The 16,245-nt window shown below is 42.7% G+C and carries 14 protein-coding genes; 2 read left to right on the forward strand and 12 right to left on the reverse strand.

Features of this window, described 5'->3' with window-relative positions; translation table 11 throughout:
- Positions 1-12: 12 nt before the first annotated feature.
- Positions 13-3,324, reverse strand: a complete 3,312-nt coding sequence (locus tag BA724_RS01070) for a substrate-binding domain-containing protein (protein ID WP_069936843.1) — start codon at positions 3,322-3,324, stop codon at positions 13-15.
- Positions 3,325-3,513: 189 nt separating this feature from the next.
- Positions 3,514-4,347, reverse strand: coding sequence for a VOC family protein (locus BA724_RS01075; RefSeq protein WP_069936844.1), 834 nt, complete (start codon positions 4,345-4,347; stop codon positions 3,514-3,516).
- Between the two features lie 152 nt (positions 4,348-4,499).
- Here BA724_RS01075 and BA724_RS18205 point away from each other — a divergent pair, with 152 nt between their 5' ends.
- The gene (locus BA724_RS18205) at positions 4,500-4,664 is read left to right on the forward strand and encodes a hypothetical protein (protein WP_211272203.1); all 165 of its coding nucleotides are present in this window, start codon (positions 4,500-4,502) and stop codon (positions 4,662-4,664) included.
- A gap of 221 nt (positions 4,665-4,885) precedes the next feature.
- Here BA724_RS18205 and BA724_RS01080 read toward each other — a convergent pair whose 3' ends face one another.
- Positions 4,886-5,191 (reverse strand): Dabb family protein, encoded by a 306-nt coding sequence (locus tag BA724_RS01080; RefSeq protein WP_069936845.1) that lies wholly within the window; start codon positions 5,189-5,191, stop codon positions 4,886-4,888.
- 296 nt (positions 5,192-5,487) lie between these two features.
- On the opposite strand from BA724_RS01080, the gene BA724_RS01085 reads away from it, so the two are divergent.
- Positions 5,488-6,093, forward strand: a complete 606-nt coding sequence (locus tag BA724_RS01085) for a hypothetical protein (protein ID WP_069936846.1) — start codon at positions 5,488-5,490, stop codon at positions 6,091-6,093.
- 412 nt (positions 6,094-6,505) lie between these two features.
- Here BA724_RS01085 and BA724_RS01090 read toward each other — a convergent pair whose 3' ends face one another.
- The 9 genes from BA724_RS01090 to BA724_RS01130 form a co-directional block, all read right to left on the reverse strand.
- Entirely contained in the window at positions 6,506-7,681 is a 1,176-nt protein-coding gene (locus tag BA724_RS01090; RefSeq protein WP_069936847.1) for an MFS transporter, read from the reverse strand.
- Between the two features lie 59 nt (positions 7,682-7,740).
- Complete coding sequence (locus BA724_RS01095) at positions 7,741-8,841, reverse strand: ABC transporter ATP-binding protein (protein ID WP_069936848.1); 1,101 nt, start codon at positions 8,839-8,841, stop codon at positions 7,741-7,743.
- Positions 8,842-8,948: 107 nt separating this feature from the next.
- A complete protein-coding gene (locus BA724_RS01100) occupies positions 8,949-9,833 on the reverse strand; it encodes a PucR family transcriptional regulator (protein ID WP_069936849.1) in 885 nt (294 codons plus the stop codon).
- Between the two features lie 124 nt (positions 9,834-9,957).
- Complete coding sequence (locus BA724_RS01105; RefSeq protein ID WP_069936850.1) at positions 9,958-10,980, reverse strand: Gfo/Idh/MocA family protein; 1,023 nt, start codon at positions 10,978-10,980, stop codon at positions 9,958-9,960.
- A 174-nt stretch (positions 10,981-11,154) separates the two neighbouring features.
- Positions 11,155-12,249 (reverse strand): Gfo/Idh/MocA family protein, encoded by a 1,095-nt coding sequence (locus tag BA724_RS01110; protein WP_342669979.1) that lies wholly within the window; start codon positions 12,247-12,249, stop codon positions 11,155-11,157.
- Between the two features lie 14 nt (positions 12,250-12,263).
- Positions 12,264-13,025: a sugar phosphate isomerase/epimerase family protein gene (locus BA724_RS01115; RefSeq protein WP_069936852.1), complete on the reverse strand. Its 762-nt coding sequence runs from the start codon at positions 13,023-13,025 to the stop codon at positions 12,264-12,266.
- 50 nt (positions 13,026-13,075) lie between these two features.
- Entirely contained in the window at positions 13,076-14,077 is a 1,002-nt protein-coding gene (locus tag BA724_RS01120; RefSeq protein WP_069936853.1) for a LacI family DNA-binding transcriptional regulator, read from the reverse strand.
- A gap of 135 nt (positions 14,078-14,212) precedes the next feature.
- Complete coding sequence (locus BA724_RS01125) at positions 14,213-15,181, reverse strand: sugar phosphate isomerase/epimerase family protein (protein WP_069936854.1); 969 nt, start codon at positions 15,179-15,181, stop codon at positions 14,213-14,215.
- A 15-nt stretch (positions 15,182-15,196) separates the two neighbouring features.
- Positions 15,197-16,234 (reverse strand): Gfo/Idh/MocA family protein, encoded by a 1,038-nt coding sequence (locus BA724_RS01130; protein WP_069936855.1) that lies wholly within the window; start codon positions 16,232-16,234, stop codon positions 15,197-15,199.
- Positions 16,235-16,245 lie beyond the last annotated feature (11 nt).

The following is a 16,245-nucleotide window of genomic DNA, read 5'->3' on the forward strand; positions in this document are numbered from 1 at the left end:
ATCTCCTTTTCCTTAACCATTTCCTTGGTCCGCAGCTTTTTGTATGATGTGTGGCGCCTCCTCGTTATAAACTAGCTTCCAGGCGTCCAGGACATTTTCTTTTGTTACTCTTAAAGCTGGTACTGCCACATAGGACGGTGCCTTTTTTCCAATAAGCGCATACCCTGCAAGGATGGCTTCAGCGACTCCCTGCTGGTATGGAAGCTGCGCACCCAATCCCTTGATCAGTCCGCCGCGGGCAATTTCCACTGCCGCATTGAGGCCCAAATCGACTGTCGTGATGACCAAATCATTTCTTCCTGCAGCACGCGCTGCCGCTAAAGCTCCTTCCGCTGGTACATCCCACACAGCAAAGATACCATTCAAATCCTGATGTTTAACAATCATAGCAGCCGCCGCTTTTTGTCCATCATTCGGTCCTTCAATTCCGACACGCTCCACAATCTGAATTTCGGGATATTTATCTTTTATCGTTTGTTCAAATGCTTCGGTTCTTTGTTTGGTTGCAAAAAAATCCGTTTTATGATAAATAATCCCAACCGTTCCCTTTCCACCTAATTTTCCGGCCATAACATGAGCTGATTCAACACCGTTTCCATAGTTGTCAGCGGACACAACACTAACGTAGTCTTTTCCATGATGCAGGTTCTTTGGTATATTGTCCATGAACACCAGCTTTATATCCGCTTGCGCTGCTTTTTTATATATGCCTGCCATCCGTGCCGGATTTACAGGAATACTCACAAGAATATCCGGCTTTTCGGTTAAAATGTTTTCAATATCAGCTACTTGCTGTTCCCAATTAAACTGCGCATCCGTCACAGCTGTGATCTCAATCCCCATTTTTTCAAAAGTGGCTTTTACCCCTTCCACTTGAGACCTTGACCAATCACTTCGGGCATAGTGCATGGAGATGGCTGCCTTGTATTTCTTTTCCTTAATTTTTTTCAGGTCTTCTAAAGATAACTGAAGTGTTTTTGCTGAGACAGCCTCTTCTCCATACGGTCCAGTACTTAAAATTTTATGATCCGGAATGTTTTGATAAATGGTTTTATTTAACGTTTCCCGGATGACTGTCAAAAACTCTTTTATATTTATAGGCTTCGTCACATAATTATCGAATCCCTTAGCTAACGCATATTGAATATCCTGCGGCATTGCATTGGCACTTACAGCAATAACGGCAATATCTTTTGTCTGTTCATTCCTTTTTAGCATGTCAAAAACTTCGTACCCATGAATATCGGGGAGGTTAATATCCATCAAAACCAAATCCACTTTTTCTTTCTCTGCCATTTCTAATCCTTTTTTTCCAGTGTGTGCTGATATAAGCGTAAAGGACGGCTGCGATTTTAGGATGTTGCTCACTAACTGAAAATTGGCCTCGTTATCTTCAATATAGAGCAAACGATAGTGATCTGTCTTCTCATCTTTCGCTGCAGGAGGTTCCACCTGTTCATCCCACCGCATAACAGCTTTTAAATTAGGGGGAACCGGCAGATAAAAAGAAAAGTCACTGCCTTTTCCTTTTGTGCTTGTCACGCTGATTTCTCCCCCCATTAAGTACACAAGCTGTTTAACGAGAGACAAGCCGATACCTGTACCTGCTTCCTTTGTGTCTCGAATTCGATAAAATGGGACAAATATTTTTTGATATTCTTCTTTTGAAATCCCTATACCTGTATCCACGATATGCACAACCTGCTTGCTGCCTTCCTGCCAGCAGGCGATGCTTATTTCTCCATAATCCTTATTATATTTAATGGCATTGTCCAGAAGGTTAAGAAGGATTTGTTTAAGACGAATCGGATCAGCATGAACCAGGTTATTTTGGGAGGGATTTATTTGGTTATCTATCCTTATGTTCTTTTTCTTTGCCAGCGGCTGGACAATATTGATACATTCGTTCATAACGGCAAGAAGGTTAACCTCTTCTATAGAAACTTTCAAATTTCCTGTTTCGATTCTCGATACATCCAATACTTCGTTTACTAACTGTAATAAATGTCTTCCTCCGTTCAAAATTTCCTGCACAAAGTCATGCTGTGTTTCGGTCAAGTCTTCTTCCATTTCCAGAAGCTGCGCAAAGCCAAGAATGCCATTTAGCGGCGTACGAAGCTCATGGCTCATTTTAGACAGGAAGTCCGATTTTGCTGCATTTGCTTTTTCGGCTTCTTCTTTTGCATGGATAATCATTTTTTCTATCTTATTACTCTCGGTTATATCTTCAAAATCCCACAAGTATCCACCATTCCCGTTTCCTTCATTGAGTGGAACACAGTTATAGCACAGTATGGTATTTTTGTTGATTTCAATTTCATTTGTTATTCTTGGCTGACCACCGCGCCTTTCAATTTCTATCTCTTCCATTTCTTTGTCAAAAAGAAAATGTAAATCCGGAGCATACTGTCCAATATATAAATCAATCCCGCCTTCTAACCTGAACATTTTATAAAACTTTTTGTTCATGAGGCTAATCTTTTTATCCCGGTCTGTCACAATGACTCCTCTGTCCATCTGATCAATCAAATTGCGCTGAAAAGCGTACGAATCTATTAACTTCCTTTCCTGTTCTTTTTGAAGTGTAATTTCGGAAAGTGTTACAAGAGCTGCTTCCTCGTCCTTATCCGGTAATTTAAGCGGATTTGAATTGACAGAAAACCACTGTGTTCCATTATTTTTATCTTTCACTCCTAATACAAAATTTTCAATAGGAATGCCATCTTTCTGAGTAATGACATCTAGCAGCTCTGCATAAGAAATCGGCATGCCATTTTCTTTTATATACTCCCGCTCTAATCCTGCCATAGAATCTTCAGTCAAATCACCTATTTCAATCCCGAATATTTTGTTTGCGCTTTCATTGAGTGTGGTAATTTTGCCGCCTGTTTCGATCAGTACCGCTTCAGACATCGTTTCAAGCACTGTGCGATATAAATTTTCTTTTTGACGAATGTCTTCTTCCATCTTTTTTCTTTTTGTAATATCAATACAGGTTCCAACTACTTCAATGACTTTTCCTTCTGAAAACAAAGGCCTCAAATATGTCACGTACTGTATCCCTTTGTAGTCACTTTCATATTCCACAAAGTGACCTTTCCAGGCTTTTTCGTAATATGTAATCAATGAATTCGCAATATCAATATTGTCCGGATACAATTCATATACTGTTTTTCCAATAAGACCTTCTGGATGAAAATTTATTTTATAAAGTAATTCACCTTCAGAAAATGTATGGATAAATTCGTTATTTTTACGTATAAACTTAAAAATCATACCTGTATCCTGAAAGTCTGCCTGTGAAACATGTCCAGAATTCTTCATTCGTTTCTCTCCTTGCTCGTTAAAAGAATGTAATCCATATTCATTCTTCCATGATCTTTTCCAGCCAACTTAGCCAGGCTCCTTGTCATTTTATTTCCCCATTATAAACCTGTCTTTCCTGGTAAGTCTAATGTCTCATACTCGCTCTCCGCATAAAAAAGGCTCCTCCGCTGAGAGGAACCCTTTTGCTTACACAATCAATTGAATTTGGTTGCCGGACGGATCTTCCGTAACATAATCGTTCACAGCTGCTCCTATTCCTTTGAGCCTTGCCACTGCTTCTTCCCTTGCTTCTTCACTTGGGAAAACAAGCGTGTACCAATTTAAGCCTACACTGTTTTCAGGCCGGCGCGGGGCACCAACTCCCTGCCATGTGTTCAAGGCAATATGATGATGGTAGCCGCCCGTTGACGTAAAAATCGCCTGCGGATAGTGGCTGACCACTTGAAAACCAAGCCCCTTTATATAAAAGTTTTCCGCTTCCGGAATGTTTGAAACATGCAAATGAATATGTCCCATCACAGTACCCGCTGGAAGACCGGTAAATTCTTCTTCGCTTTCGGATAAAATGCTGTCTCCGTCAAGCTGAACCGTCGCCATGTCCACAAGTCCATCATTCCACGTCCACTCTGAAGAAGGCCGATCACGATAAATTTCAATGCCATTGCCGTCCGGATCATCAATGTAAATAGCTTCGCTCACGTAATGATCCGCCGCGCCAAACCGCTGTCCTGTCTGAAGCAAATGGCGCAAAAATGCAGCTAAATCTTTCCGTTCCGGCAGTAAAATTGCAAAGTGATAAAGCCCTGCTGTCCGTCCCTGCTTTGGCATTACGCCATCTGGCTGCTCCAGCGTAACAAGCGCTGTCTTGCCATTCGCTGTTAAAACCGCCTGCTGCTTTGACTCATTTAATATTTTTAGTCCAATCACATTTGTGTAAAAGTCAATTGAACGTGCCAAATCCGTTACATTAATGTTTACTTCGCCAACAAATGTATTCGGTTTTTCATGGAAATGATCCATACTTGATTCTCCTCTTTATTGTTACCTTTTTTATTTTAGTTACTTTATGTAACTTATTATAAAACAAATCATAAAATAGTCAAGCAGCAGATATAAAAGCAAAAAAATTGCGGATAAAAGACATACTAAAAAGTAATTGACAGACATAAAAAATGATTGTCGGCGAACCATTCATTTATGATTATTTCGCCAATCCATTCGTAAAGTACGGATTTGAACTTGTCGTTGTTGCCGGCATTTTGCTTGCCGGGACACTGAAACAGCGCAGAATGGAACGCGCGAAAAACAAAATCGCGTTGGATGAAAACGTTCTGTAATATACACATAAAGAAACAGCCTCCTCCGCGTAGAGCAGGCTGTTTCTTTATGTCGAGATTGTCACATCGACTTTTCGCTCAGCGAATATTTGCTTCACGGATGCGTCGATTCCTTCATCAGTAATAACTCCGTTTATTTTCCGACACTAAAACTCGCACTTTTGAAAAGCGCCAGTTTCTTTTTGATTCTTTCGGTTTACGAAACACATAATGAGTAGCTTTTACCAGGCAACCTCGTAATCGACCACGATCACATTTTCAGTCAGCCCTTCTATCGATGCAAGAAACTCCTTATGAAGCGGGTGCGGCAGGTAGCCATCAAGCGCCTCTTTGTCCTTAAACGTTACCCGCAGTCCAAGTGTATAGCCTTGAGCATGCTCTGCTTCTTCTGTTGCGTTTACGCCGGCTGTGATTTCCATAATACCGGGAATCTTTTTTTGAAGGGATAACAATTGCAGTGCAAGTTCCTGTTGCTTTTCAGCTGTGACATTTTCTTTGAATTTAAAGCTTACTAAATGTTCATACATGTTAACGACACCTTTCTCTTTTTATTGATTCGATAACTTTATTCCCCATTTCAGGACAAGATATGCAAAAGAAGAACTCCCCGGCGAGACTGCTCCCAAGGAGGCTTTATCATTGATTCACTTTTTTATATCCTGTTTAATGTATATAAAAAAATTTTTAGATTTTTACATAAAAAACAATCGATTTGCTTTTTACTTTTAATACTTCCAATTTCTACGAATAAAGTTGATTTGTTTATCGATAACTTGGGTATTCTAGATGGGTACATCTAGAGATAATGTGGAGGGGGAATTGGATGTTCGGCTTAGCCGACTTATTCTCATTAGTCATCTCGGCATTTATCATATTGCCCGCAGTAGCATTTTTACGCGAAATGGGCTATCTGATTGTAAGTATTGTATTTGGGGTAAAAAATCCCCGTGTTACAATTGGGTCAGGGCCCCGAATATTTCAAATCGGTTTATTCGATATTCGGAAATACTATCATTTATCTAGCTGGTATTCCTACGATTCCTTAAAAAGAGAGGGAAAGATTGCGTACGTCCTCCTCTATGCCGGACCCATTTTGGTTAATACCATAGCGGCGCTGACGATTAACACAATGCTTGCAAATGGATTACTAGAAGAGTATCGGACGTTCTGGGATCGATTTGTGTTTTATGCTTTTTACTTTGTTCTATTTGATATTGTGCCAATGAAAACCATAAACGGTATGCCCAATAACGGCCTTATCATTTATGAAATGCTGCGGTATGGAAAGCGGATTGACTACAATCAAGAGCCTTTCCTCCCCTCTACTTCTGAAATTGAGGAGGGGTACCGGGAAGAGATAAAGAAAATAAAAGAAGTTAAGAAAGCAATGAAGAAAAAGGACAAAGACAGCTCTCGTCCAAAAAAATAATCATTTAAATATATCCCAAAATCGTTGTTTATCCCACCCTTACAGTTAAAAGGAAAAAAGCCTGCGCCAGACTCCCGGCATAGGCTTCTTCCATTCCCTTTGTGAAGCAGGAATTTGTTGGAGAAGATCTGCTTACTTATTCAGCAGTCTACTCTGCCTATTCGCAGGAACCGCTAAATGCATTCAGTCGGCGGGTTTTTACACTTCGCCGCTTTAAGCAAATCATTCATCCTGTACAGAGCGTACCATTGTGAAGAAAAATTTGTTATTCACAGTTAATGGAACAAAGGCTATTACAATCATTGTTTCATCCGATCAATCGATCTGGATGCTTCAGATGCCTTTGTGGCTTCCATTTGGTTGCCTCTGTAATTATACAATACCCGCTTCTCTCAAAATGAAACCGTTTTTTTTAAACTTTTTTTAATGATGTTTGATCTTTTTTTCTGCCGGATTGATCATAAAAAACAAGACCGATACAGCCGGCGAATGCGAGCCAGCCGAGAAGCTGATACATTGCAGCTGCACCTCCTGTCCAATCAATTATCCACCCGCCGCCGAGCGAGCCGATGATACCAGATAAGCCAAAAAAGGCAGAAATGAATACCATTTGGCCAGTTGCCAGAAATTCATCCGGCATAATTTTTGTGACAATTTGAAATGTACATAAATAAAAGATACCAAACGTCAGACCATGCAGCGGCTGAAGCAAAATGATATGGAGTGGTTCGGCTGCCAGTGCATACAACATCCACCGCAAACCATACAATGCAGCGGCTGTAATCACAAAGGTCATCTTCCGTTTAAACAATCGGATCCAATAGGCGCTGAACATAAAAATCATTGCTTCTGAAGCGACGCCCATAAACCAGGCAAGACCAATTTGTGATTCTGTGCCGCCGAGTTCTGTTATGTACAATCCGATGAACATATCGTTTGCCCGGTGTGTAATCGTAACAAGCATGATGATCAGCAAAAACCATAAAAAAGCCGGGCGGCTGACAACTTTTGCCGCTTCTTTTATATTAATAATTTTAGAGGAAGCGGTCACATCGCTAATTTTTTGAATAACCACAAACGTGATAATGGCGTATGTCAGGAATAAATAAAATAAATAGCCAAGACCAAGCTGCCCTAAAATAAAGCCTCCGAGCAGAGATGTCAATGCAAAGCCAACAGATCCCCACATGCGGATTTGCCCAAATTGAACGTGGTGCAGGACGGCTGTTTTTTGCGATAAATTATCCCCAAGCGCCCCAATAGGTGACTGAAAAGAAAAGAAAATTGCCGCAATAAATAGCAACATCCAGAATGAATCTGCTTGAAATAAAAAGAAACTCATCACCACAAGGCTGCCTGAGCAGATCATAACTATTCGTTTAACAGTTTTGTATTTGTCACTCATATATCCCCAAAACGGCTGCGAAAAAAGCGCCGTAAATGGACCTATTGCCATGAGCCAGCCAATTTCTGAAGCAGACAGTCCTTTTTCCTGAAAATATGAGGGCAAAAAGGTGGCGGTCATCGCAACCGATGAATGAAAAAAGAACAAAAACAGGCTAAGAAACAAAACCGGCTGTTTTTTCATATGTACATCCTCCAAAGTAGAAAAGCAGGAAGCATCAGCTGCTTCCTGCCTTTAAATTGTTATGGGCGAATCCGAACTTCTGATGTAGCATCAAAGAAATGCGCTTTGTTTATATCGAAAGCAAGCTGAATTTTTTCGCCTGCCATAATGTCGAGACGTGAATCAAGGCGCGCCACAAAGTTTTGGCCTTCGATATCCGAGTACACCATAATTTCTGCACCGAGCAGTTCAGATACAGATACTTCTGCATCAAAAGCTGAATGCCGGGACGCCTCAAGGAAAATCAATTCATCATGGATGTCTTCCGGACGAACACCTAGAATAATGCTCTTGCCAACATATCCCTGGTCACGCAGGTAGCGCATTTTGCCTTCCGGCACGTCAAGTGATTTCGAGCCGATTTTCACAAATCCATCACCAAGCTCCGCGTTGAAGAAGTTCATTGGTGGTGAACCGATAAAGCCAGCTACAAACGCGTTTTCCGGATTCTCGTATACTTCTTTTGGTGAGCCGATCTGCATGATTTTACCGGCTTTCATAACAACGATACGTGTTGCCATCGTCAATGCTTCCGTTTGGTCATGCGTTACGTAAATCGTCGTCGTCTGCAGGCGCTGATGAAGTTTAATAATTTCAGAACGCATTTGTACGCGAAGTTTCGCATCCAGGTTGGACAGCGGCTCATCCATTAAGAATACTTTTGCATCGCGGACAATCGCACGGCCGAGGGCAACACGCTGACGCTGACCACCGGATAATGCTTTTGGCTTCCGTTTTAAATATTCCGTCAAACCAAGAATTTGAGCTGCGTTCTCAACGCGCTTTTGAATTTCGTCTTTTGGCATTTTGCGAAGCTTTAAGCCAAATGCCATGTTATCATATACGGTCATATGCGGATAAAGGGCATAGTTCTGGAACACCATCGCGATGTCGCGGTCTTTCGGCGCTACATCATTTACGCGGCGGTCATCAATGTAAAAGTCACCTTTTGAAATTTCTTCAAGACCGGCAATCATCCGAAGCGTTGTTGATTTTCCACAGCCGGAAGGTCCAACAAATACGATAAACTCTTTATCTTGAATGTGAAGGTTGAAATCCTCAACTGCTGTTACGTCTCCATCGTATACTTTATAAATACTGTTTAATTGAAGTTCTGCCATTTTCCATTCCTCCTGCAACCGTTTTCTTATTTTAATTGTATTCGCTTACAAGTTAAATAGAAATGGACATGGTGCACAAAGATTGCCCCTTCTCCTTGTGCAGATTGTCACTTTTTCGAACTCATTAAACAAATCATATAAACAATCAGTGCCCCTTCATATGAACGGACATCGATACCGGTCCGGTCAATAAATTTATCAATCCGGTATTGAAGACTGTTGCGGTGCAGATGAAGCTGCTTAGCAGTCTGGCTCACATTTAAGTTATTTTGAATAAACAGCTGGAGAGTATTTCTCAAATCATCGTCCTTATTAAACAATTCCTGTTCTCCTGTAAAGAACCGGGACAGTTCTTCACCGCTTTGCGCTAAAAATAAATGCGGGACGACCATTTCAATGGTGGTCACCCGCTGCTCCGGAATAAACAGCGCTGCTTTACGAGCCGCTTCTGTTTCATTCTCATAGACAGCTCTCAATGAATCGGCGGCATTTGAAAAACGTCCGGCAAACAACCGGCCTGCTATGTAAAAGTCACCAGCCAGAACGTCCAAAAACGTTTGTGCATCTTCTTTTCCAATCGGGTAATCCGTTTCTTCCTCTATTAAAATGCACTCTTTTTCTCTCGTCCACACAACAAGAAGTGTATGATCAAAATATGTATCAACCGCTTCAAAAAAACCGCTGCGGTCGTTCTCTGACAGCTTAACATATAAAAATCGGACTCGTTCTGATTTCACCGCCGGGCACTCTGTACCGTGCATGAGGAAATCCCACCACGCCTGTTCTACGGCAGAAAGCTGGCTCATTCCCTGCTCCCGTTCGATTAAGACGAAAAAATGGGAAAGAAGCTGCTGCTCTTTATCACTTACATCTTCTTTCGGAATCGAAATATAGCGATTCTGTCCTTTATCGTAATAATGAAGGCGTTTTTCATCAGGCTCAGGTTTCTCGGTAATCACAGCTCTTTCATATATTGCTTCGATGTTATTCATTTCTGCTGCCTCTTTTCAACACGCAAATGGCACCTGCCCCGTGCAGATGATATTTACAATTCTTCCTTATTAGTATACCGAATTTAAGAAAAAAGCTCCTGTACTAGAAACAAGCTTTTTCTTTTTAGAGAGAAAGTGTTACTTTTTTGCCGGTTTTGACACTTTCAAGAGCGCCAAACACCATTTCCATGCTTTTAATATTATCTCGACAGTCCGTTTCTGCTAATCGATTTTCTTTAAGCGCCGCAAACATCTCGTCAAGACAGCCTGCATGTCCCTCCTGACCTGTCCAAAGAGTGCCGGCTGTTTCCGTCCGAACCGGATGAATAAATTCTGATGGCTTTGAAGGATCTTTTATTTCGAAAACCGGTGGTCCTTCCCCGTCCCATATCGCACTTCCGTTTGTTCCTGTGATCCGCCAATCTGCATCCCAGGATGTTTTGTGTCCCTCCGCGCACCATGAACCACGATATGAAAAAATAGACCCATTACTCATTTCAAAAATGCAGACAGCTGATGCATTTCCCTCGTACCAGGACCCCGGTGGATTATACTCATGGCAATAGACAGACACCGCGTCTGCTCCCGTTAAAAATCGCGCCTGATCAAACGTATGAATGGACATATCGATAAGCAGTGGACTGTCCATTTTTTCACGGAATCCACCGAAATGAGGGCCAATAAAAAAGTCGGCATGAATGGAACCCACTTGTCCGATTTTATTTTCAATTAAAAGCTGCTGCAATGTTCGAATGTGCTTCGTATACCGGCGGTTTTGCATCACAGAATAATTCTTTCCGGTTTTCTCTGCGGTTTGAACAACTTCTTTTCCATCCTGAAGTGTTTCAGCAAGCGGCTTTTCCCCCATCACATGATACCCTGACTTTAACGCGGTTGTGACAACTTGTTTATGCGCAGCCGGGATGGTGACGTCAATCACCAGGTTTCCTCCTGTGTCTGCCAGCGCTTCTGATAAATCGGTATAACAAGGCACGTTTAGCCGCCGTCGTTCAGCCATTGATTGCGCCGCTTCTGCATTCACATCCACGAGCGCAATGATGTCCGCATCTTCACGTGCTTCTATATAATCAATCCATGTATTCGCCATGCCGCCGCAGCCGACAACCACTGCTTTATAATAATTCATTCATCTTTCTCCCCTTTATTTCAAAGTAAATGTTCACCGACGACTTTGTTCAGCCCAAGATTATCACAACTCTTCGGAATAGGTCAGTATACATGTTAGTATTTTTTGTGGATAATACCTAATACCTGCAAAAAGGAGCCACCTATACCTGCAGGCGGCTCCTTCATTTTTAAATTATTTCTGCTTATTAAAGTCGGCCTGCTTTTCTAATAATCTCGGTTTTTCACATGTGCTTTCCATTTCGTAATGCTTTCCATGATTAGATGAGTGATGAATGCCGTGCATGATTTCAAGCACATGATATGCCAAATCACCATTCGCACGCGGCGATTTACCTGATTCAATCGCTGCCGCCATGTCGGCAAGGCCGATGCCCCGCGCATTTTCAGGTAAATCTGTTTTCGGTTTTATTTCCTCCCACTCCTCTTCTCCATTCTTTTTAATAAGCACTGGCAAATGAAAGTGGTTTGGGTCTGGCAGGCTGATCGTGCCTTCTTCTCCGTAAATTTCAATAAAGGGCGTACGGGCGGCTGCAATGTCAAAGCTCGTTGTAATAGTTGCCGTGGCACCCTGCTCAAAATCCAAAATACCGGTTACATGCGTTGGCACCTGCACGACAATTTTCTCACCATATTTCGGTTCACTCGTAATGGTTCGTTCAGGATAGGTAATGCGGGCTGATCCGGTCAGGCGCTTTACCGGACCGAGCAGGCTTACAAGCGCTGTTAAATAATACGGACCCATATCATACATCGGCCCGCCCCCAATATGATAGAAAAACTCGGGATTCGGGTGCCATGATTCCGGTCCCCTTGACATCATAAAAGCAGTCGCACCGACAATTTTGCCAATTACCCCATCTTCAATCATCTGTCCGGCAAGTTGGATGCTGCCGCCTAAAAAGGTATCGGGAGCAGAACCGGCCATGACGCCATATTCCGTCGCTTTTTCCACAATCCGTTTGCCATCTTCAATTGTAATAGCCAGCGGTTTTTCCGAATACACATGTTTTTTCTGTTCAATTGCCCGGACCGCTATATCGGCGTGTGCATGCGGCACTGTTAAATCCAAGACAATGTCAATGTCTGGTAATGCTATTAATTCATCAACGTCCATTACATGCGGCACACTATATTTCACGCCTGCTTCCTCCGCTTTGGTTCTGTCAAGATCCGCACAAGCAATAATAGTAAAAGATTCGTAATAACGGCTATTCTCCAAGTAAATACCGCTTATATTCCCGCAGCCGATTAATCCAACGTTTAACAAGATTGGATTCCTCCTTACTTGCCGGCCAAATGCGGCATTTTTGTTTTTAAATAATTCAAGCTTATTTCAATGCTTTCAAATGGTGTACGTTTTGTCATATCCTGCTCGACAATCCACCATTCCACATTCGTGCCCTCCGCTGCTTCAAACACTGCTTCAAGATTTACGCCACCCGTCCCAAGCTCTGCAAAAAATTGTTCATTGTCTGTTGTCATGTCCTTTAAATGAATAAGTGGTGTACGGCCCGCGTAACGCTTGATCCAATCAACAGGCTGTTCGCCAGCTTTTGTCAGCCAGTAAATATCAAATTCAGCCGCCGTTTTTGTTTCGTCTAAAATCGTTTGAAGTGCCGTCCGGCCGTCTGCCAGCTTTTCCAATTCAAAATCATGATTATGATAGCAAAGTGTAATCCCCTCTTTTTGGCACTCTTCCTCCGCTTCTTTTAAGATCAAAAGAAGTGCTTGATAATCGGCTTCATTGCGTTGTTCAGGAAGCAGGTATGGACAAACAATATAACGGCTGCCAATTACTTTTTGTTCTTCGATGACCTGAGGGAGATTATTTTTTATTTGGTCAAGCGAAATGTGACTTGACGCTGCTTTTAATCCATATTCGTCAAGCAGTGCTTTTACCTCTGATGCACTTAATCCACAGAATCCTGCAAACTCAACCCCAGCATAACCAAGCTCTGCCACTTTTTTTAAAGTGCCGGCAAAATCTTTTTCGCTTTCCTCACGCAATGTAAATAGTTGTACAGCAACTGGAATGGTTTTCATTTTTTATCCCCCTTTTTTGTAATCGATTACATTATATGAATAAATGCGGTTCATTTTAAATGATACCCGCACGATTCTCTAATTTTAAATTCACATTCAATAATATACTGCTTCTGAACAGGCACTTGTCCATTGATTAGCTGATACAGCACTTCCATTGCTTTTTGTCCCATTTTTTGGAGCGGCTGAGCAATCGTTGTAAGCGCCGGGTTCATCACAGCGGCAAACTTAATGTCATCAAAACCCGCTACCGCTACATCCTCCGGTACACGATACCCCTTTTCTCTTAACGCCTTGATCGCCCCAAACGCCATTTCATCACTTCCACAAAAAATGGCAGTTGGCGTATTTGGTCCATTCATCATTTTTAAACAAAGATTATAACCGGATAAAATAGAGTAATCACCTTGTTCAATCCATAAATCTTGAATCGCTATTTTAGCTTCTACTAATGCCTGCTTGTATCCATTTAAACGGTCGCGGCTGACGGATGCCTGCAGCCTGCCACCGATAAAGCCGATTTTCGAATGCCCCATTTGAATAAAATGGTTCGTTATCTGCTTTCCGCAAGCAACATTATCAATGGAAATCGTCGGCACCTGAATCGCTTCCACGTAGTCAGATGCGATGACGATCGGATAATGGTCGGTAATATCCTGCCAGACTTTTTCATCCAGCTCAACAGAAAGAAGAATGAGCCCATCCACTTGCTTTTGCTTTAGCTGATCAATGTAGCCTTCTATTTTTTTTGCATCTCCATGTGTGTTGCCAAGTAGCACCTGATAGCCGCATTTTCCTGCCTCTTCATCAATTCCGGCAATCATCTCCGAAAAGACGAGGTTATTTAAATCGGGTGCGACAACGAGCAGTGTACCGGTTTTATTGATGCGTAAATTCCGGGCAAGCATGTTTGGCTGATAATCAAGCTGTCGGATCGCATCGTATACCTTTTTTTGTGTCGCTTCTTTTACCGCTTCCGGACTTCGCAGCACTCTTGAAACAGTGGCAGTTGAAACGCCGGCAAGTTCTGCCACATCACTCATTTTAGCCATTTTCTTCTCCTTTAAATGTAATCGATTACATTTATAGGGCTATTTTATCTTTTTTCAATCCCTTTTGCAAGCGTTTACCATCGGAATAAAAAAAGTTCCTGCCTCAACTTTCATGAGACAAGAACCCTTCTCTTTTTAAGCCCACCACATCTCGCCCGCAGAATCACGGATAAGGACATCGTTTAAATTTTTAACCGCGCGGCCGAAGCCTTCGTCGATCGACATGATCGCATCTTCATGCTCAATACTGACAACGTAGTCATAATTGTACATACGGAGTGCACTCATCATGTCTGACCATTCCTGCAGACTGTGTCCGCAGCCGACACTGCGGAATGTCCACGCGCGTGACTGTACGTTTCCGTATGGCTGCATGTCCGTCAAGCCGTACATATTCACATTGTCCTGATCAATGTATGTGTCTTTTGCATGGAAATGGTGAATTGCACCGGCCTTGCCGAGAATTTTAATCGCGGCAATCGGATCAATGCCCTGCCACCACATATGGCTCGGATCAAGGTTTGCGCCGATGGCATCACATGTTTCTTCGCGAAGCTTCAGCATCGTGTATGGTGTATGTACGAGGAAACCGCCATGCAGCTCCAAACCGATTTTTACGTTATGGCTTTTTGCAAGCTCACCAATTTCTTTCCAGTATGGAATCAATTTGTTTTCCCACTGCCATGCAAGTATGTCCCCGTATTCTGCCGGCCATGGAACAACCGGCCAGTTCGGCTGCTTCGCGTCGTCTGAATCACCCGCTGTGCCGGAAAAGCAATTTACAACCGGTACGTTTAAAAGAGAAGCCAGTTTAATTGTTTTGCGGAGCACCGAATCAGATTCTTCCGCGAATGCTTTATTCGGTGTAAGTGGATTGCCATGGCAGCTGAATGCACTGATCGAGAGTCCCCGTGATGTCACTGCTTCAAGATAGTCTGCCCGCTTTTTTTCATCTTCGAGCAATTCATCAAGTGGACAATGTGCATTGCCCGGATAACAGCCTGTACCAATTTCAACGGCGTCCAAGCCGGATGCCTTTACATGATCCAGCATCTCTTCAAACGATTTGTTGGAGAAAAGAACAGTAAATACACCTAATTTCAAATGAATCGCTCCTTTTTATCTAATTCTAACGCTATTTCCAATTTTAGCACTTTCATAGACTGATTCAATAATGCTTGATACATACATTGATTCTTCGGGACTTGACATCGGCGTGCTTTCCCCAAAACAGCAGGAAACAAAATGCTCCGCCTGCAGGATCGCAAATGGTTTTTCTTCGGGAATCCATGCAATATCAGAGTTGATCAGGACGCCGTTCTCCGCTTTATTCACACGAAGTGGAAATACCTCAATGCCCCCTTTTGTACCGGAAATGCTGATTGTTTCTTCATCTTTTGGAATGTTCGCCGCCCAAGACGTTTCAAGCATCACAACAGCTCCGTTTTCAAGCCGGATGAATGCTGTTGCGTGGTCTTCCACTTCAAATGTCGATGGGTTAATCGTGCCCCATTCATTGACCATATCTTTTTGCATGCTTAAATGGTTAAAGGTTGTGCCGCTTACTTCATATGGTTTCGGGCTGCCAGTCAGCCACATCGCTAAATCCAGAAGGTGGCAGCCGTAGTCAATAAGAGCGCCGCCGCCTTGCAGGTCACGATTTGTAAACACGCCCCAGCCTGGTACCTTTCGGCGCCGCATGGATTTAATCCGAATAACAAGCGGCTGGCCAATTTCCCCACTGTCAATCAAGCGCTTTGCCGCCCGTGATTCTTTCATAAACCGCCAGTGATAAGCAATCAGCAGTACCTTGCCAGACTTTTCAGCGGCTGCCACCATTTCTTCGCATTCTTTTGTATTCAATGCCATTGGTTTTTCACACATGACGTGAACACCGGCATTTAATGCCTGCACAGCAGCAGGTGCATGAAATTTATTCGGCGTGGTAATTAAAAGAGCATCAATTTTCCCAAGCATGTCGTCAAGACTCTTGCAAACATGCTTGATGCCAAATTTTTCGGCTGTTTCCTTTGCCCGCTCCGCATTTACATCCATAACAGCTGTAATTTCTGCTTCTTTTACGTGCTTAAAAGCGGGAATATGCCGCTCCGTCGCAATGCCGCCTGTGCCTAAAACGCCGATTCTCAGTTTTGTCATGCTGGTCACCT

The organism is Domibacillus iocasae (genome assembly GCF_001750285.1).
Taxonomy (GTDB): Bacteria; Bacillota; Bacilli; order Bacillales; family Domibacillaceae; genus Domibacillus; species Domibacillus iocasae.